This is a genomic window from Mycobacterium sp. 1245805.9 (assembly GCF_001672915.1).
Taxonomy (GTDB): Bacteria; Actinomycetota; Actinomycetes; order Mycobacteriales; family Mycobacteriaceae; genus Mycobacterium.
In genome coordinates this window covers 19627-36518 of sequence record NZ_LZKR01000055.1, presented here as the reverse complement: position 1 = coordinate 36518, position 16892 = coordinate 19627, and the positions used below count along the sequence as shown (strand labels likewise).

The following is a 16892-nucleotide window of genomic DNA, read 5'->3' as shown; positions in this document are numbered from 1 at the left end:
GGGCCGCCCCCCCCCCCCCCGCTGCCCGGCCCGCCGCCGCTGCCGCCGCACCCGCAGCTCTGCACGCCGGGGATCGGGCCCTTCAAGGCCTGCACACCCTGAGCTAGTCGCCGCGTAACTGCAGGACCGCGTCGTAGAGCTGGCGCGTCCGGACGTCCGGATGCGCCGCGGCGACCTCGCTGCACGCGTCCTTGACGCGCACACCGCCGGCGACCAGCTCCTCCACCTCGGCCACCAGCGACGGCAGGTCGGCGCGCGGCGTCGCGCCGGCGAGCACCACGGTGATCTCGCCGAGCACCCCGTCGTTCGCCCAGGTGGCGAGCTCCTCGAGCGAGCCGCGCACGACCTCCTCGTGCACCTTCGTCAGCTCCCGGCAGACCACCGCGCGGCGGGCGCCGCCGAGTTCGTCCGCGGCGTCGCGCAGGCAGGCCGCCAGCCGGCGCGGAGATTCGAAGAACACGCAGGTGCGCCGTTCGTCGGCCAGCGAGGCCAACCAGGTTCGGCGGGCCGACTTTTTGCGCGGGGCGAACCCCTCGAAGCAGAACCGCTCCGACGGCAGCCCGGACACCGCGAGCGCGGTCGTCACCGCCGACGGCCCGGGGAGGCACTGGACCGGCAGGCCCGCTTCGACGCACGCGGCCACCAGCCGGTAGCCGGGGTCGCTGATCAACGGCATCCCGGCGTCGCTGACCATCAGCACCGTCGCCCCGGCCTGCATCGCGTCCACGAGGGCGGGCACCCGGGCGGCCTCGACCCGGTCGTACAGGCTGACCACCCGACCCGTGATATCGGTTTCCAGCGCCTTGGCCAGGATCCGCACCCGCCGGGTGTCCTCGGCGGCCACGACGTCGGCGCGGGCCAGCGCGTCGATGAGGCGCGGCGAGGCATCCGACGGCTGGCCCAGGGGCGTCGCGCCCAGCAATAGGCGACCGGAGGTCATGACGGACAGCCTACGATCGACGTGATGACCGCCCCGCCCCGCGAAAGCGCCGTCGCCGAGCGCGAGCGTGTCGTGCCCGTCGACAGCCCGGGCCCGCTGGTTCCGGTGGCGGACTTCGGGCCGACCGACACCATTCGGGGGTGGGTCGCGACCGGGGTGATCACGGTGCTGGCGACGGTGACCCGGTTCCTCAACCTGGGCTCGCCGACCGACGCCGGCACACCCGTGTTCGACGAGAAGCACTACGCGCCCCAGGCCTGGCAGGTGCTGCACAACCACGGGGTGGAGGACAACCCCGGGTTCGGTCTGGTCGTGCACCCGCCGGTCGGCAAGCAGTTGATCGCGTTCGGCGAGGCGCTCTTCGGCTACAACGGGGTGGGCTGGCGGTTCACCGGCGCCCTGCTCGGCGTCGTCATGGTGGTGCTGGTGATGCGCATCGTCCGGCGGATCAGCCGCTCGACGCTGGTCGGGGCGATCGCCGGGGTGCTGGTGATCTGCGACGGCGTCAGCTTCGTCACCGCGCGGACCGCCCTGCTCGACGGCCTGCTGACCTTCTTCGTGGTCGCCGCGTTCGGCGCGCTCATCGTGGACCGCGATCAGGTGCGCTGGCGGCTGCACATCGCGCTGGTGGAGGGTCGTAGCGCCCAAACCCTGTGGGGCCCAAGGCTGGGCGTGCGATGGTGGCGCTTCCTTGCCGGGGTGATGCTCGGGTTGGCTTGCGGCACAAAGTGGTCCGGCCTCTATTTCGTGCTGTTCTTCGGCGTGATGTCGTTGGGGTTCGACATCGCGGCCCGGCGCCAATACCAGGTGACCCGGCCGTGGCTGGGGGTTTTGCGGCGCGACCTGATCCCCACCGGGTACGCGCTGGCGCTCATCCCGTTCGCGGTCTACCTCGCCAGCTACGCGCCCTGGTTTGCGTCCGAGACCGCGATCGACCGCCACGAGGTCGGCCAGTCGATCGGCCAGCACTCCCTCGTTCCGCTGCCCGACGCGATTCGCTCGCTGTGGCACTACACCGCCAAGGCGTTTGAATTCCACGCGGGCCTGACGAATTCCGCCGGCAACTACCACCCGTGGGAATCCAAGCCGTGGAGCTGGCCGATGTCGTTGCGGCCGGTCCTGTACGCCATCGACCAGCAGAACGTTCCCGGCTGCGGGGCCCAGTCGTGCGTCAAGGCGGAGATGTTGGTGGGCACCCCGGCGATGTGGTGGCTGGCGGTGCCGGTGCTGCTCTATGCCTGCTGGCGAACGCTGGTGCGCCGCGACTGGCGCTACGCCGCCGTGTTGATCGGTTACTGCGCGGGCTGGCTGCCGTGGTTCGCCGACATCGACCGGCAGATGTACTTCTTCTATGCCGCGACGATGGCGCCGTTCCTGGCCATGGGCATCGCGCTGATCTGCGGCGACATCCTCTACGCCCGCAACCAGAACTCCGAACGGCGCACGCTGGGACTGATCGCGGTGTCCTGTTACGTGGCCTTAGTGGTGACCAACTTCGCGTGGCTGTTCCCCGTGCTGACCGGCCTGCCGATCTCCCAGCAGACCTGGAACATGGAGATCTGGCTGCCGAGTTGGCGCTAGTTCTCGCGTCGAGACTGCATCCAGCGCGTGCAAACGGCTCGATCCGACGCGCTGAGCGCAGACTCGATGCGGGCGCCTAGAGGGGATCGCGCGCGGCGGGGCACGACATGCACCGGGGGCCGCCGCGGCCGGTGCTCAATTCGGACCCGGCGATTGTGAGCACCTCGATGCCCGCGTCCTCAAGGCGGGCGTTGGTCTGCGCGTTGCGCTCGTAGGCGACGACGACGCCGGGCGCCAGGGCCAAGGTGTTATTGCCGTCGTCCCACTGTTCGCGCTCGGCGACGAGGGGGTCCAGCCCGGTGTCGATGACCCGCAGCTTGTCGATGCCCATCGCCCTGGCGGCCGCCTCCAGGAACGGCGTCTCGTCGCCGATGGTGACGCCGTCGGGGGTGCGCTGGATCGTGAAGGCCGACAGCGTGTCGACGATGTTGGCGTACATCACCACGGTGTCGGTGTCGACCATCGTGCACACCGTGTCCAGGTGCATTTGCGCGCGCCGCTGGGCGATGGGCACCGCCAGCACCGTGTCCGCGAGGTCATCGTCGAAAAGGCTGCGCGCCAACGCTTCCGCGCCCGCGGGGGTGGTTCGTTCGCCGACCCCGACCGCGACCACGCCGGGGGCGAGCAGCAGCACGTCGCCGCCCTCGACCGGGGCGGTGCGCGACTCGTAGGCGCGCCGCACCCCGGTGAAGCGCGGGTGATGGGCGTAGATCAGATCGGTCAGCGACGCCTCGCGGACGCGCGCCCGCAGCGCCAGGGTCGGGATCACCACCCGCGGCCCGATCCAGATCGACGAGTCGCGGGTGAACACCAGGTTCGGCAGTGGATCGATGACGAAGTCCGCCCCGTGGTGCATGCGCAGCACCAGGGAGACCTCGGTGCGGGTGTCCGGCGGCAGCTCGTTGAACGTCATGCCGGCCGTCAGCACGTTGGCCAGCGTCGCCGGATCCAGGCCACGCAGGTAGGCCGAAAGTTCTTGGGCCAGTGGGGTTCCGAGCCGACGAGCGTCCACCGCGGCCGCGACGCCCTGCATCCGGGCGGCTCCGCTGTGGTGGAGCGCCTCGGTCAGCAGGTCCGACAGCAGTAGCACCTCGACGCCGCGGGAACTCAGCAACTCGGCGAACTCGTCGTGTTCCTCCTGCGCCCGCGCGACCCAGGGCAACCCGTCGAAGAGCAGCTGGTCGTTGTTGCGCGGATTGAGCCGGCGCAGCTCCGCGCCGGGCCGGTGCAGGATGGCGACCCGAAGCGCGCCCACCTCGGAATTGGTGCCCAGCTCGACAACGCCCACCCTGAAAACGGTAGCCGGTCGCCAGACCGGTCCCCTCCCGATCGAACGGGTGTGCGATAAACTGGGCGCCGTGAGCATCGCGGTACAGGGCTCGCTGTTCGAGCACACCGAGCGCAGGCAGCTCGGTGACGGCGCCTTCATCGAGATCCGCGCCGGCTGGCTGGCCGAGGCCGATGGCCTGCTCGCCGACCTCCTATCGACCGTTCCATGGCGGGCCGAGCGCCGCCACATGTACGACCGGGTGGTCGACGTGCCGCGGCTGGTCAGTTTTCACGACCTGACGGTCGAGGAGCCCCCACACCCGCTGCTGGGCAAGCTGCGGCGGCGGCTCAACGACATCTATGCGGGCGAGCTCGGTGAGCCCTTCACCACCGTCGGATTGTGTTGTTACCGCGACGGCTCGGACAGCGTCGCGTGGCACGGCGACACCATCGGGCGCAGCAGCTCGCACGACACCATGGTGGCGATCGTCAGCCTGGGTGCGGCGCGCACGTTCGCGATGCGGCGGCGCGGCGGCGGGCCGTCGCTGCGACTGCCGCAGGCGCACGGCGATCTGCTGGTGATGGGCGGATCTTGCCAGCGCACCTGGGAGCACGCGGTGCCCAAGACCTCGGCGCACATCGGCCCGCGCGTCAGCATCCAGTTCCGGCCCCGCGACGTGCGCTAGCGGCCTAGCCTCGGACCGCGGCCACCCCCTTGACGAGCAGGTCACGCGCGCGTTGGGTGTCGATCTTGGCCACCGGCTGGTCCGGAATGACCAGCGGGTTGGCGATGACGATCACCTGGTAATCACCGAATTGCGCCGAATAGTCGTACAGTTCGCCGGTGCGGGCTCCGCCGCCCACGACGGCCTGCAGGACGCGGTGCACGCCCGTGGTGCGCGCCCCGTCGATGTGCGGCGCGTCGATCACCTCGATGCCGCCCCGCACGCCCGTGCCGGCGAACGCGACCTTGGCGCATTCCTTCCCGGGGTCGTTGAACGGCAGGGCTTTTGACGTCTCCAGGGCGATGACGACGAACCGGTTGCCGTTCCCCTCGGCCGAGACGGCGGCCATGTTGCCCTGCAGGTCCGGCGGCAGGTCCGGGCCGACCGCCACTTTCGCGCAGTTCGCCGGGTCGAACGTCAGGCCGTCGGGCAGTTTCCGGGCCGAGAGCAGCTTGGGGTCGACGCCCCGCACCGGGATGTCGGTGACCTTGTAGTCGGGCCCGAAGCTCGACTTGACGTCGACGACCTTGCCGATGTCGGCCTTCACGGGGGTGGGATCGCCGCCCGAGCATCCGGCGAGCACGCAGACGGATGCGGTCGCGAGCAACACCTTCAACATCGTGGCCAATCTACCCAACGGGGACGCTCAGCCGCGCAACGTGGACACCGTTTTGACGAGTAGATCGGCGGCGAATTGCGGCGGCAGCGCGGGCAGCGCGGAGCCGGGGTCGGTGGTCAGCGTGGTGAACGCGTAGTAGTTGCCCAGGTAGGCGATGAAAGTGTATGCGCGCGAATCGATTTCGGTGCCCGATTCGACCGACGACTTGGTATCTGCCACCATGCCGAGGGTCGCGACGCCGTCGATGCGTGGGGCGTCGACGAGGCGAACGCTAGCGGTGGTGTGGCCGTCGCTCATGGTCCACCGTCCGCACGCCGCCACGACCCCCTGGTCGAGGTCCGCCGGACCCGGCAAAGTCACCACCACCGCGTCGACGATGCCGCCGGTCCCCGACCCGGAGAAGCCCTGCGCGGACTGGTCGCGTGCGTTGCCCGGGTCGGCGAGCGCCGCGCACTGCGGCGGCTTGGCCCTCGCGTCGGCTTCGAGGCTCCAGATCACCCGCGGTGACGCCCCGCTCGGGATGCCGGTGGTCACCTCGTAGTGGGGAGGCAGCTCGCCGACCACCCGCTTGATGTTGGCGGGGTGGACGGTGGCGTTGGGTCCGCTGGTCGGTTTGCTGGGCGTGGTCGTCGGCGCGGGGGCGTGCGCGTGCGCACACGCCGCCAGCAGGACCATCGGAATGCCAATCCACAACGGCCGCATGCCCATTCAGCCGACCGCTTCGATCACCTGACGGGCGACGCGATTGATCTGTTCGGCCATGTGGCGCCCGAAGACCAGCCGGCGGGGCACGTCGATGACGGTGGTGATGACGCCGACGTCCTCGCGCTCCCAGACCGCGCCGTAGTGGTCCATGATCGCCCGCATCGGCCCGTTGTCGGAAAGCATTCGCGCGGAGAACCTTTCGACGCCGTCGACCCTGGCGGCGATGGACAGCGCGCTGATCAGGAAGCTGCCGATCCCGCGGCCCTGGTAGGCGTCGGCGACGGTGAAGGCGATCTCGGCGGTTGTCGGGTCGCTCTCGTCGCGGACGAAGCGGGCGTCGGCCACCGGGTTGTCCCCGTCGGTCACCACCCACACGAAGTGGTCGACGTAGTCGACCTGCGACAGATAGTGCAACAGTGCCGGCGTCGGAATGCGGGCCGTCATGAACCGCCGATACAGGGTCTCGCTGGAGAACTGGATGTGGCCGTGGACGGTGCGCTCGTCGTCGCCGGGCAGGACCGGGCGCAACATCAGGCGGGTACCGTCGCGGACCTCGATGGGGATCGGAGTGATGAACTCGGCCAGCCGCTGGCGCACCGTGCGCAGCAACCTGGGCATGACCCCCGGGAGGTGCACCATCCGGGTGAAGGCGTCGTTGTCGCCGATCCAGCCGGTCAGCGGTTCGGCGGTGGTGACCGTCGCTATGCGCGGGATGTTCCGCAACAGGGCGATCTCGCCCACGATGGTGCCGGGCGATACCTGTCCGGCGTTGACGGTGCCGTCGTTGTCGACGCGCTTGATCTCGGCGGTTCCCGACGAGATGAGCAGGAAGGAGACCGCCTGCTCACCCTGCTGCATGAGCACCTGGCCGGCGGCGGCGCGCAGCGGCTGTAGGCGGGCCGCCAGCGGCACCAGCTCCTCGATTGGGCAGCCTTCGAAGATGTCCATCGTCGCGAGCTCTTCCGCCCGCGCGCCGGTCAGTTCGGCCACTGCGCTGTCCCCGCCGATCCGTCTTGTCATCTCCGGACCTTGCCCACGTTATGGGTTGGGTTCCCGGCGCGGCAAGGATGCGTCGCGATAACCGCCCACACGCGACCGGTCCGTCGGGCGCCGCCGAGCACAACGCGTGCTGCAGTTCGTCGCCGCCAGAAAGCCGGCCTGATCAACGGCGGCGACTAATCCGTTGTACCGGAACCGTTTTCGTCCCCGAGCTGCAGCACGAAATCGACAACGATCTCGGCCATGTCGTCGATGGCGCGCCGAGACGTGACCTCGTAGCCGTGCGTGCTCAGCGTCGGCAGGCACAGCAGGGCCGCCCGCGGCGTCAGCCCGTTGGCCTTGGAGTGCGAGGCGTCGGACTCGAACGCGCCCAGCACCGCGGCCTGCGGCTCCAGCCCCAGGTCGGCGGCGATGGCCATCAACCGGTCGGCGACGTCCTTGTCGTAGACGCACAGGGCGTCGCTGTACCCGATGATCGGGCCGCCGGTGACGCTGGTGCCGTACTCCTGCTCGGTGGGCCCGACCTCCAGCGCGAGGGTGAGCGTGCCCGGAAGCGAGGCGCTGGCGTAGGAGCCGCCCACCCCGCCGATCTCCTCGTTGGTCGTGAACACCAGGTAGACGTCGTCGGCGGGGCGCTTGCCGCGCTCACGCAGCAACTGAGCCGCGCGCAGCAGGGCGGCCACCGCGGCGCGGTCGTCGAGGAAGTAGCAGCCGACATAGTCCCCGATTTCGACCAGCGTCCTCTTGCTCCGCTCGACGCACACCCGCGTACCGGGCCGCACGCCCGCATCGGCGAGCTCCTTTTCGGTGCGGCCGGTGAAGACGTAAACGTGCTCCCAGTCCAGCGCCTGATCACCCGCATCGGGTTTGGTCTCCCAGATCCGCCGGCTCTCCTTCGTGGTGTGCTCGGATCCGAGTGTGAGGACCGCGGTGAGTGTCTCGTGCTCGCCGAGGACGGCGACGGGGCCGAGCCCGAAGTTCCCGGGGTACATGGTGCCCAGCTGCGTCACATGCAGCGAGCCGTCCGGCTCGATCCGCTTGACCAGCATGGACAGTTCGTCCATGTGCGCCATGACGCGCGTCGCGGTACTGGGTCCGGCGGTCGCCGCCGATCGGTGTCGGCGGCCGCTGCCCTCGGGGGGACCGCCCGCCGCGAGGTAGCCGACGAGGTTGCCGGCGTCGTCGATCCACAGGTCGTCGACGACGGGCTCCAGCTCGCGGGCGCAGACGGCTCGGACCTCGTCCTCCTGGCCGCACGGGCCGTAGGTCCGCAGAAGTTCTTTCAGCAGCGCTTCGGTCGCGTCGGGATCGCGGGGCGCCATCTGGTCCTTTCGGTCACGGGTTGCTCGACAACTGGATCAGTACCCAAATCGCGTATCGGCAACGCGATTGAAAGTGGGTATTCGGGCTGCACGGTGTAAAGGAGACCAAAATGGCGAAAGATCATGGATCCAGCGTCAAGAACGACAAACAGTACGAGGGGCTGCGCAAAAAGGGGATGAGCAAGTCCAGGGCGGCGGCGATATCGAATTCGCCCGGCGCCTCCAGCAGGGGCGGCAAGAGTTCGGGCAGCGCCCAAAGCAGCCGAAGCAGCGGTAGCGGCAGCGGCGGTAACCAGTCCCAGAAGAAGGCCGCCGGACGCAAGGGCGGCCAAAAGTCCAGCTAGGCCTGGGGCGCGTTCCTCAGCGCGCGGTCAATTGGCCGGTGATATCGAGCCCGGCGCCCGGGTCGTGGTGGTGGTCGGTCGTGTCCCGGCACTCGCCGTACAGGATGATCTGTCCGCGACTGTGGTCCGACGGCAACAGGCTCATGTTTGCCGTCACGCCGTTCTTGTTCAGGGTCGTGCCGTGGTAGTGCTGTCCCGGTGGGGCGCCCTCGCTCCAGCCGTGCGCGACCATCGCGGCGCGGACGTGCTGGAAGTACACATCCGCGTCCCCCTGCAACGAAAACCCGATCGTCACCCTGCCCTGATAGGGCGGATCGCCTTGGTCGTTGCAGGAGGCGAACGAGAACCCGCCGTCGACGCCCTGCAGGTCGGCGGCGGCGACGATCTCCTTGGCAGGCTCGATCACCTGGGCCTTGGTCTGGTCGTCGGTCAACGGGTGGGCGGAATCGTCAAAGGGGTTGGAAGAGCCCGAGGAATGCGGTTTCGGAAACACCAGCGAACACCCTCCTAGCAACATGACGACGACGACTAGCGCGGCAAGCCGTGCTTGCCGGGGCCAAATGCGTTGCCGCTCAGTGATGGTGTTGGTCATCGAAGACATGATCATCGGTAACAGATCCGGGCGCGCGGCCCCACTCCGGGTCGATGACGAGCCCGCCCAGGCCGGGTCCGACCGGACCCAGGCCCGGAATGGTGATCTTTCCCGGCTGATAGCGGTGTTGCGCCGTCAGTCCGTCGGACTCCAGCGCATCACCGTGGCCCGAGGTGATGTCGGCCATGCTGTGCAGCGCCTCGCTTCCGGGGTGGTAGTAGTACGAATGGTCGTGCGGGTTGACGCCATCGGAGCCGGGCACCTCGGCGCGGAAGCGCACCGATCCGAAGCCGTCGGCCGCCGGGTCGGCGCCCAGGCCGGGGGTCAAGCCGAGCACCTGACCGCCGATATTGTCCCGATTCACGTAGTGGCTCAAGCCATTCAGCTCCCCGAGCATGCCGACCGGATCCGTCGACGCGTCGCCCACGTACACGTGCCCGCCGTCGAGATGAAAGCTCGCGGCGTTGGGGGCCAGGTCGGTGCCCGGGCAGCCGATGAGCACGGCGTCGTTGGCGTGCATGTGGCCCAACGCGAACGCGTCGGCCACCGTGGTCGAACCGTACGAGTGGCCCAGCACGGTGACGTGCTGGCCGGCGCCGAGGTGCGTGGCCCACAAACCGTTGACATCCTGCGCCAGCGCCTGACCGCCGGTGCGGGCCAGCGCCGGAGTGGAAATCCGCTGGACGTCCTTGAAGTCGTTGGGGGCGTCGTACCCCATCCACGCGATCACCGCCGTGGGGTTTCTCGGGTCGGCGGCGTTGGCCTGGCCGTACAGGTTGAGCGCGTCGTTGTGGCCGTCGTGCAGCCAGCCGCCCTTCACGCTGCTGCTGGTGCCCGGGACGATCACGGCGGTGTTCTTCGCCAGGTCGGGGTTGCCGATGGCGATCGCCGCCCGCCCCTTGCCGCCGAAAGCCAGTGGGTCATAAGCGAATAGGAACACCGGGTTGTGGCCGTGTTCGGCGTCGCGATCGAGACCCTGCTGGGTCTGATCGGCGTTCTGGTAGCGCGTGACGTCGACGGCCGACAGGCCGTACTTCGCCGGATCGCGCAGCACGTCGTCCGGGGAGACGCCGAAGCGGCCGGCGATGTCGCGGACCCGGTTGAGGTCGCGGGTCATCGCCCCGATGTTGGCGTCGCTGCGCGCCAGCACTGGGACGCCGTTGAGGTTGCCGACCTGATCGGGGTGCTCGGCGATGAGCTGCTGGCGCTCTCCGGGCGTCAACGACGTCCACCACCTGTTCACGTCCTCCGGACTCGTACCCGGCGGCGGAATCTCGGGTTTGGCGTCCACCGCCTGGAGAATGTCGGGGCCGTAGCCGTCGGCGCGCAGGGCGCCCATCGCTCCCTGCAGATAGGTCGAATAGCCGTCGCGCACCGAATCGATCTGTCCCAGAGCGGATTTGGTGTCGGCGATGGCCTCGTTTTCCAGGTCGGCTATGTGCAACTCCAGGAGCTTTCTCTCACCCGCGGTGAGGTGGATGTCTTTCTCCGCCTCCACCGCCTGGCCGATCTCGTTGTCGAGCTGCTGCAGCTGGCCCTCCAGCGTCGAGATCAGCGCGGCGCCGGTTCGCTGCGCCTCGGCCAACGCGGCGGCGATGTTTTCCAAGTCGGCGCCGATCTTGGGCAGCTGCAACGACTGCGCGCCCAGCGCCTTGGTCACCCGTTGCACCTCGGCGGAGTCGTTGATCGGGTGGTCGCCGTTCTGGTGGTTCCAGGCCGCGTCGAAGCGCCGGCGCGCTTCCGCGAACGACGCGTCGGACTCGGCGGTGCACCGACCCGCGGCGTGGAACGCCTCCGCCAACTCGGAGATCTCCGCCGGGCGACCGACCTGGAGGCTCTGATTGATCGCCCACGGATCCCCCCCGGCCTCCCCGATCAGCGCCGGGACGCTTATGTAGCGCAGCTGCACCGCACTGCCCGTCCGGAGTACCGGGAATCCATCTCGACCTGCATCGCGATCCCCTTCCCGAGCCGGCAACAACGCTACTACCGCGACTGCCGTCGCACAGCTCGCCTGGGATCGTCGAAAAACCAGTGCATCGCGCCCACCTGAGTAGACTCGGGCGAATCGGGGGTCAGGTAATAGGGATTAGCGCCATGAGGGTCACCACAGAAGCGCTCACCGCGGCGGCGAGCGACCTATCCGGCATCGGTGCGGCGACCAGCGCAGCCAACGCCGCGGCGAAGCTGCCCACCGCGGCCATCGTCCCGGCCGCGGCCGACGAGATCTCCGGCGCCGTCGCTGCGGCGTTCAGCGCCCAGGGGCAGCAGTGGCAGCAGGTATCGGCGGCGGCGCAAGACCTGTACCAGCGATTCCTGCTGCTCCTGCAGGACTCGGCCGCTGCCTACCAGGAAGCGGAGTCCGATATCGCGCGCTGGCTGGGCGGGCTGGGATCGCTGTTCATGTCGGGCGCGGTCGGACCGACGGTGCCGGGCGTGCCGAGCGATGGCAGCCAGCCGGCGGGGTCACCGCAGCCGCCACAGCCGCCGCCCACTCTCCCCCTCACGGGATGAGGACCACCGGCGTCCCGGGCGTCTGAAGCTTAGATGTGGCAATTCGACCGGCCAATGCCCGATCGGAAGTTATGAGGCTATTACCTCACTGGGGGACCTCATTCGGGCGATACAACATCCTCTGGCGCGTCACCGAAGTGATCGGCATCAAGCGCCGTCGCGTAATACAGCGAGGATATCGACGCGATCATCGAAATCCTCGAGTAATCGCGTTCGGTCGGTTCCTCCGGCAACGCCTGTACGAGCTTGACCGCCATGTCGGCATACTTTTGGGCGGCACCACGCCATTCGCGCAGTCTTTCCGGATCAACAGCCATGCTCTTCAACCCTCCCGCGTAACCGCTGCGCACCCGGCTTCGCCGGCGGTGACGCAACTTATTGTTGGACCCCCACTACCTCACTGAATGCTGTGGAGCTAAGGGGATTCGAACCCCTGACCTTCTCGATGCGAACGAGACGCGCTACCAACTGCGCCATAGCCCCTGACCGCTAGCAGGCTACCAGCCGCGGGGCGAACCGCCGAACTCCCGGCGCTACTCGCCGACCGCGCGCGGCAGGTCCCTGGGCCACCCGAAGGTCCGCATCGGCATCGCGTAGTCCAAGTGCTCGAAGATCGGATCCTCGTCGTCGATCTCCAGCACCACCGCGCCGGGTCGCCGCAGCCGTGAGGGCACCAGATCGTATTCGCGGTCGTAGGCGTTCTCCACGCCAAGCCGCGCCCGCGCCATCCGCTGCATCCGGCGCCGACGCACCCTCTCCTCGATCCGGGTCTGGCGACGCAAGTAGGCGAGGTACAGCAGGGTCACCGCGGTGGCGCTGCCGCACACCCACCAGGCAGCGGGCGTCACCTCGAACGCGGCCGTGGCCGAACCGGTCAGCACGACCGCCATCACCATCAGCACCCGCTTGCGGAAGGCGTACTTGCGCGCGCTGACCGCGGCCGCGGCCTTCGGGTCGAACCGGCGCCGCCGCGACGCGCCCGCCGCGACGTACGCCCGCGGATCCTCGTCCTCCTCGCGGTCCGCCTCGGGCTCCAAACCCGAAGAGTCCTCGACGTATTCGTAGCGGTCGTCCAGCTCTTCGTCGTCGGTCTCGTCAGCCTCGGCGACGGGCTCGGTCTCGTCCTCCGCGGCCCCCGCCGGCAGCGCCCCGGAATCCTCGATGACGTCGACGTCCAGGTAATCGGGCTCGGCCGCTTCGGTGGCCGCGGCGTGCACGACGACCGGACGCGGCACTTCCTCGGTTTCGGTGTCGTCCTCGTCGTGCTCGGCCTCGGTCAGCTCGTCTTCGGCCGCGTCCTCCTCCGGCTTCCAGTCGGGGTCGCTGCGATGGCCCGCGGCGGGCCCGCTGCGCCGGAGCAGCCGGGACCCGGTGCCGTTGAGCACCCGGGTGGCCAGGGCGACGTCGCTGGTGCGACGCACGGCGTCGCGTTTGCTGATCAGCATCGGAACAAGGACGAACAGCCAGAGCACCACGAGCGAGATCCACAACAGCGACTGCGGGATGCTTGGCATGATGACTTGCTCCTTACTGGACCCGACCCCCGCGAGGCTCGTCTGTGGCCGATGCGGCTGAACCGAGGTGACCAGCACAATTACACACCTGTAATTTGCCTCTCACAAGCACCACATGTCACTCGTGTCGCGGTAGCCACAGCGCGCGGGTCGTCACGCCCAGCTCGCGTGGCCGGCGCGGACCAACGTCGCCGCGACCGAGCCCTGCACCTCTTCGACCGTGATGGCCATCAACAGGTGGTCGCGCCAGGCCCGGTCCACCTCGAGGTAACGGCGCAACAGCCCCTCCTCGCGGAACCCCACCTTTGCCAGCACGGCCCGGCTCGCGGCGTTCTCCGGACGCACGGTCGCCTCCACGCGATGCAGCATGACCGGGCCGAAGCAGTGATCCAGGCCCAGCGCCAACGCCGCCGTCGCCACCCCGCCGCCGGTGGCCGACCTGGGCACCCAGTAGCCGATCCACGCCGACCGCAGCGCCCCGTGGGTCACGTTGCCGATGGTCAGCTGGCCGCAGAAACGCCCGTCGAGCTCGATCACGTAGGGCAGCATGCGGCCCTTGCGGGCCTCGGCGCGCAGCCCGGAACACAACGCCGGCCAGGCCGCGACCGTGTGCCGGATCGTCCAATCGCCATCCGTGCTGGGCTCCCACGGCTCGAGATGCGCGCGGTCGGCCAACCGGATCCGGCTCCACTGCGCGCCGTCGCGCATGCGCACCGCCCGCAACCGGACGACACCGCCCGGGACCCGCAGCGGCCCCACAGCCGAGGGCCAGCCCGGGTGACGGGGATTCGAGCGCAACAGGTTCACGAGCATGTGCAGTAGCTTGGCCTAGCCGCGCTGGGCCAGGAACGCGACGTCGACGATCTCGCCGGTGCGGATCTGCTCGGCGCCGCTGGGAACCACGACCAAGCAGTTCGCCTCGGCGAGGGTGGCCAACAGGTGCGACGACGACCCCGGGGCCCCGCCCAGCGCCTGCACCAAATACTCACCGCTGTCCTGGTCACGCATCAACTGTCCGCGAAGGTATCCCTTGCGCCCAGCGACCGATGTGATCGGCGACAGGGCGCGGGCCTGCACGATGCGGCGCATCGGCTGGCGCTTGCCCAGCGACAGCCGTATCAGCGGCCGGACCATCACCTCGAAGACTACCAGCGCGCTGACGGGGTTGGCCGGCAGCAGGAACGTCGGAACGCCCTCGCGGCCCAGCTGCCCGAAGCCCTGGACGGACCCCGGGTGCATGGCCACCCGGACCACCTCCATCTCGCCGAGCTCGGACAGCGCCAGCCGCACCGACTCGTTGGCCGCGCCCCCGACCGCGCCGGCGATCACCACGACCTCGGAGCGATTGATCTGGCCCTCGACGACCTCGCGCAGCTCCTTGGGGTCGTTGCTGACGATGCCGACGCGGTTGACCTCGGCGCCGGCGTCGCGGGCGGCCGCCGCCAGCGCATAGGAGTTGACGTCGTAGACCTGCCCGCTGCCCGGGGTGCGCGAGATGTCCACCAGCTCGCCGCCGACGGCGATGACCGACAGGCGCGGGCGCGGATGCACCAGCACCCGTTCGCGTCCGACGGCCGCCAGCAGGCCGACCTGGGCGGCGCCGACGATGGTGCCGGCGCGCACGGCGACGTCGCCGGGCTGGACGTCGTCGCCGCCGCGGCGCACGTAGGCGCCCGACGGCGCCCCGCGCAGGATCCGCACGTGCGACGTCCCGCCGTCGGTCCAGCGCACCGGCAGGACGGCGTCGGCCAGGGTGGGCAGCGGGGCCCCGGTCTGGACCCGGACCGCCTGCCGCGGCTGCAGCCGGCTGGGCGTGCGCGAGCCGGCCTGGATGGTTCCCATCACCGGCAACACCAGCCCGTCGCGCAGGTCCTCGTCGTCCGAGGGCCCGCCGAGGCTTTCGGCGCCCACCTCCCCGACGCCCAGCACGTCGACGCTGCGCACGGCGTAGCCGTCGATGGCGGCCTGGTCGAATCCGGGCATGGGCCGCTCGGTCACCACTTCCTCGGCGCACATCAAACCCTGGGCCTCGGCAATGGCGACCCGTATCGGCCGCGGGGCCACCGCGGCGGCCGTTATCCGGGCCTGCTGCTCCTCAACAGAACGCACGAGCGCCTCTTCCTGACCTTGGCGGGCGCCCGGCTATTGCTCGGTCAGGCCTAACCGCGCCACCAACCATCGCCGCAAATCCGGGCCATAGTCGTCACGATCCAATGCAAAGTCAACCGCAGCCTTCAGGTAGCCGCCGGGATTTCCCAAGTCGTGTCGGGATCCGCGGTGGACGACGACATGCACCGGGTGGCCCTCCTTGATCAGCAGCGCGATCGCGTCGGTGAGCTGCACCTCGTTTCCGGCGCCGCGGTCGATGCGGTGCAGCGCGTCGAACACGGCGCGGTCGAGCACGTACCGGCCCGCCGCCGCATACATCGACGGCGCGTCTTCGGCCTTGGGCTTCTCGACCATGCCCCTGACGCGCAGGACGTCCGGATTGTCGCCGCCCGCAACGGGTTCGACGTCGAAAACGCCGTAGGAGCTGATCTCCTCGGGGGTCACCTCGATCGCGCACAGCACCGTGCCGCCCTGGTCGGCCCGCACCTTGGCCATCGTCTCCAGGACGCCGGTCGGCAGCACCAGGTCGTCGGGCAGCAGCACCATGACGGCGTCCTCGTCGGCCGCCAGCGTCGGCTCCACGCAGCTGATGGCGTGCCCCAGCCCGAGCGGCTCGGCCTGCACCACGGACTCAACCTTGATCAGCTGGGGTGCCCGGCGCACCTTGTCGAGCATGGCCTTCTTGCCGCGCGCCTCGAGCGTCCCCTCCAGCACCAGGTCCTCGACGAAGTGCGCGACGACGCCGTCCTTGCCCTCGGAGGTGATGATCACCAGGCGTTCCGCCCCGGCCGCGGCCGCCTCCTCGGCGACCAGCTCGATGCCGGGAGTGTCGACGACGGGCAGCAGCTCCTTGGGCACCGTCTTTGTCGCAGGCAAAAATCGCGTACCCAGGCCGGCCGCAGGGACGATCGCCGTGAAGGGGATCGGAACATCCGGGCGTGACATTGTTCAAACCATAACCCCCATGCGGCACGCCACCGCGCTGTGGCGGCGCGAAACACCGGCCTGTCATGGTTGAGGGCATGCCGACCGCAAGCAAGGCCGCGTTGCGCGAACGCCTGCTGGCGGCCCGGCGGTGCGTTGCCGACGACGTGCGCGCCGCCGAGGCCCGCGCGCTGTGTGCGCACGTGGAGCCGGCGGTCGACGGCGGGACCACGGTCTGCGCGTACGTGCCGGTGGGCACCGAGCCGGGGTCGATCGAGCTGCTCGAGGTAGTGCTGCGCCGGTCGGCGCGGGTGCTGTTGCCGGTCGCGCGCACCGGCTCCGACAAGGCGCCGTTGCCGCTGCGGTGGGGTGAATACCGGCCGGGTGCGCTGGTCCCGGGGCCGTGGGGGCTGCTGGAGCCGCCCGAGCCGCTGCTCCCCGCATCGGCCCTGGCGGAGGCGACCCTGGTGATCGTGCCGGCGCTGGCGGTCGACCGTCGCGGCGTGCGACTGGGCCGGGGCCGCGGCTTTTACGACCGCTCGCTGGGCCTGCGGAACCCGCAGGCACGCCTGATCGCGACGGTGCGCGACGCCGAATTCGTCGACGAGCTGCCCGCTGAACCGCACGACGTGCCGATGACCCACGTGCTGACCCCGGAGCGGGGCCTGATCGCGCTTCGGGAATGATCGCGATCACGTGGCGGTTCTAGCACTTGACACGGTAGAGTGCTAATCC

General features: G+C 69.6%; 18 protein-coding genes and 1 tRNA gene. 5 read left to right on the top strand and 14 right to left on the bottom strand.

The genetic code is table 11. The features are described from left to right. Positions 1 to 103: 103 nt before the first annotated feature. Positions 104 to 940 (bottom strand): 16S rRNA (cytidine(1402)-2'-O)-methyltransferase, encoded by an 837-nt coding sequence (gene rsmI / locus A9X00_RS08725; RefSeq protein WP_067151994.1) that lies wholly within the window; start codon positions 938 to 940, stop codon positions 104 to 106. A 24-nt stretch (positions 941 to 964) separates the two neighbouring features. Between rsmI and A9X00_RS08720 the strand changes: the two genes are divergently transcribed. Continuing rightward, complete coding sequence (locus A9X00_RS08720) at positions 965 to 2521, top strand: dolichyl-phosphate-mannose--protein mannosyltransferase (protein ID WP_067151992.1); 1557 nt, start codon at positions 965 to 967, stop codon at positions 2519 to 2521. A 76-nt stretch (positions 2522 to 2597) separates the two neighbouring features. Here A9X00_RS08720 and arcA read toward each other — a convergent pair whose 3' ends face one another. Further along, entirely contained in the window at positions 2598 to 3809 is a 1212-nt protein-coding gene (gene arcA, locus A9X00_RS08715) for an arginine deiminase (protein WP_067151989.1), read from the bottom strand. Between the two features lie 70 nt (positions 3810 to 3879). On the opposite strand from arcA, the gene A9X00_RS08710 reads away from it, so the two are divergent. Beyond that, positions 3880 to 4476 (top strand): alpha-ketoglutarate-dependent dioxygenase AlkB, encoded by a 597-nt coding sequence (locus tag A9X00_RS08710; RefSeq protein WP_197515107.1) that lies wholly within the window; start codon positions 3880 to 3882, stop codon positions 4474 to 4476. Positions 4477 to 4480: 4 nt separating this feature from the next. Here the strand turns inward: A9X00_RS08710 and A9X00_RS08705 are convergent, their stop codons facing one another. The 4 genes from A9X00_RS08705 to A9X00_RS08690 form a co-directional block, all read right to left on the bottom strand. Further along, positions 4481 to 5134: a DUF5642 family protein gene (locus A9X00_RS08705; RefSeq protein WP_067151985.1), complete on the bottom strand. Its 654-nt coding sequence runs from the start codon at positions 5132 to 5134 to the stop codon at positions 4481 to 4483. 27 nt (positions 5135 to 5161) lie between these two features. Continuing rightward, positions 5162 to 5836, bottom strand: a complete 675-nt coding sequence (locus A9X00_RS08700) for a DUF5642 family protein (RefSeq protein ID WP_067152000.1) — start codon at positions 5834 to 5836, stop codon at positions 5162 to 5164. A 6-nt stretch (positions 5837 to 5842) separates the two neighbouring features. Continuing rightward, a complete protein-coding gene (locus A9X00_RS08695; protein WP_156771999.1) occupies positions 5843 to 6859 on the bottom strand; it encodes a GNAT family N-acetyltransferase in 1017 nt (338 codons plus the stop codon). A 155-nt stretch (positions 6860 to 7014) separates the two neighbouring features. Beyond that, a complete protein-coding gene (locus A9X00_RS08690; RefSeq protein WP_067151981.1) occupies positions 7015 to 8160 on the bottom strand; it encodes a M20/M25/M40 family metallo-hydrolase in 1146 nt (381 codons plus the stop codon). 110 nt (positions 8161 to 8270) lie between these two features. Here A9X00_RS08690 and A9X00_RS29685 point away from each other — a divergent pair, with 110 nt between their 5' ends. Then, positions 8271 to 8504 (top strand): hypothetical protein, encoded by a 234-nt coding sequence (locus A9X00_RS29685; protein ID WP_082974923.1) that lies wholly within the window; start codon positions 8271 to 8273, stop codon positions 8502 to 8504. A gap of 16 nt (positions 8505 to 8520) precedes the next feature. On the opposite strand, the gene A9X00_RS08680 is transcribed toward A9X00_RS29685, so the two are convergent. Together A9X00_RS08680 and A9X00_RS08675 are read right to left on the bottom strand one after the other, a co-directional pair. Beyond that, positions 8521 to 9096 (bottom strand): hypothetical protein, encoded by a 576-nt coding sequence (locus A9X00_RS08680; protein WP_067151974.1) that lies wholly within the window; start codon positions 9094 to 9096, stop codon positions 8521 to 8523. Beyond that, entirely contained in the window at positions 9077 to 11005 is a 1929-nt protein-coding gene (locus A9X00_RS08675; protein WP_067151971.1) for an alpha/beta hydrolase, read from the bottom strand. Before A9X00_RS08675 ends, A9X00_RS08680 begins: the two co-directional genes overlap by 20 nt. A gap of 188 nt (positions 11006 to 11193) precedes the next feature. Here A9X00_RS08675 and A9X00_RS08670 point away from each other — a divergent pair, with 188 nt between their 5' ends. Continuing rightward, positions 11194 to 11610 carry a PE family protein gene (locus A9X00_RS08670; RefSeq protein ID WP_067151968.1) on the top strand — a complete coding sequence of 139 codons (417 nt, stop codon included), beginning with the start codon at positions 11194 to 11196 and terminating at the stop codon, positions 11608 to 11610. 98 nt (positions 11611 to 11708) lie between these two features. On the opposite strand, the gene A9X00_RS30670 is transcribed toward A9X00_RS08670, so the two are convergent. The 6 genes from A9X00_RS30670 to A9X00_RS08645 all read right to left on the bottom strand — a co-directional run bounded on the left by A9X00_RS30670 (position 11709) and on the right by A9X00_RS08645 (position 16178). Then, complete coding sequence (locus tag A9X00_RS30670) at positions 11709 to 11927, bottom strand: hypothetical protein (protein ID WP_156771998.1); 219 nt, start codon at positions 11925 to 11927, stop codon at positions 11709 to 11711. A 93-nt stretch (positions 11928 to 12020) separates the two neighbouring features. Continuing rightward, positions 12021 to 12093 (bottom strand) — tRNA-Ala (locus A9X00_RS08665). A gap of 50 nt (positions 12094 to 12143) precedes the next feature. Next, the gene (gene glpR / locus A9X00_RS08660) at positions 12144 to 13124 is read right to left on the bottom strand and encodes a gephyrin-like molybdotransferase receptor GlpR (RefSeq protein WP_067151965.1); all 981 of its coding nucleotides are present in this window, start codon (positions 13122 to 13124) and stop codon (positions 12144 to 12146) included. Positions 13125 to 13277: 153 nt separating this feature from the next. After that, on the bottom strand, positions 13278 to 13931 hold the full coding sequence (locus A9X00_RS08655; RefSeq protein WP_082974925.1) for a GNAT family N-acetyltransferase: 654 nt from the start codon (positions 13929 to 13931) through the stop codon (positions 13278 to 13280). 21 nt (positions 13932 to 13952) lie between these two features. Further along, positions 13953 to 15233, bottom strand: coding sequence for a gephyrin-like molybdotransferase Glp (gene glp / locus A9X00_RS08650; RefSeq protein WP_067151959.1), 1281 nt, complete (start codon positions 15231 to 15233; stop codon positions 13953 to 13955). Between the two features lie 33 nt (positions 15234 to 15266). Beyond that, a complete protein-coding gene (locus A9X00_RS08645) occupies positions 15267 to 16178 on the bottom strand; it encodes a UTP--glucose-1-phosphate uridylyltransferase (protein WP_067151956.1) in 912 nt (303 codons plus the stop codon). 77 nt (positions 16179 to 16255) lie between these two features. Here A9X00_RS08645 and A9X00_RS08640 point away from each other — a divergent pair, with 77 nt between their 5' ends. After that, positions 16256 to 16843 (top strand): 5-formyltetrahydrofolate cyclo-ligase, encoded by a 588-nt coding sequence (locus tag A9X00_RS08640; protein ID WP_067151954.1) that lies wholly within the window; start codon positions 16256 to 16258, stop codon positions 16841 to 16843. The last annotated feature ends 49 nt before the right edge of the window (positions 16844 to 16892 follow it).

What these genes read in the sequence shown, in the direction of transcription:
- A9X00_RS08670 (WP_067151968.1), top strand. Translation starts at nt 11,194, where the DNA reads ATGAGGGTCACCACAGAAGCGCTCACCGCGGCGGCGAGCGACCTATCC.
- A9X00_RS08680 (WP_067151974.1), bottom strand. Translation starts at nt 9,096, where the DNA reads ATGACCAACACCATCACTGAGCGGCAACGCATTTGGCCCCGGCAAGCA.
- glpR (WP_067151965.1), bottom strand. Translation starts at nt 13,124, where the DNA reads ATGCCAAGCATCCCGCAGTCGCTGTTGTGGATCTCGCTCGTGGTGCTC.
- A9X00_RS30670 (WP_156771998.1), bottom strand. Translation starts at nt 11,927, where the DNA reads ATGGCTGTTGATCCGGAAAGACTGCGCGAATGGCGTGGTGCCGCCCAA.
- A9X00_RS29685 (WP_082974923.1), top strand. Translation starts at nt 8,271, where the DNA reads ATGGCGAAAGATCATGGATCCAGCGTCAAGAACGACAAACAGTACGAG.
- A9X00_RS08690 (WP_067151981.1), bottom strand. Translation starts at nt 8,160, where the DNA reads ATGGCGCCCCGCGATCCCGACGCGACCGAAGCGCTGCTGAAAGAACTT.
- rsmI (WP_067151994.1), bottom strand. Translation starts at nt 940, where the DNA reads ATGACCTCCGGTCGCCTATTGCTGGGCGCGACGCCCCTGGGCCAGCCG.
- A9X00_RS08720 (WP_067151992.1), top strand. Translation starts at nt 965, where the DNA reads ATGACCGCCCCGCCCCGCGAAAGCGCCGTCGCCGAGCGCGAGCGTGTC.
- A9X00_RS08700 (WP_067152000.1), bottom strand. Translation starts at nt 5,836, where the DNA reads ATGCGGCCGTTGTGGATTGGCATTCCGATGGTCCTGCTGGCGGCGTGT.
- A9X00_RS08645 (WP_067151956.1), bottom strand. Translation starts at nt 16,178, where the DNA reads ATGTCACGCCCGGATGTTCCGATCCCCTTCACGGCGATCGTCCCTGCG.
- A9X00_RS08640 (WP_067151954.1), top strand. Translation starts at nt 16,256, where the DNA reads ATGCCGACCGCAAGCAAGGCCGCGTTGCGCGAACGCCTGCTGGCGGCC.
- A9X00_RS08695 (WP_156771999.1), bottom strand. Translation starts at nt 6,859, where the DNA reads ATGACAAGACGGATCGGCGGGGACAGCGCAGTGGCCGAACTGACCGGC.
- A9X00_RS08705 (WP_067151985.1), bottom strand. Translation starts at nt 5,134, where the DNA reads ATGTTGAAGGTGTTGCTCGCGACCGCATCCGTCTGCGTGCTCGCCGGA.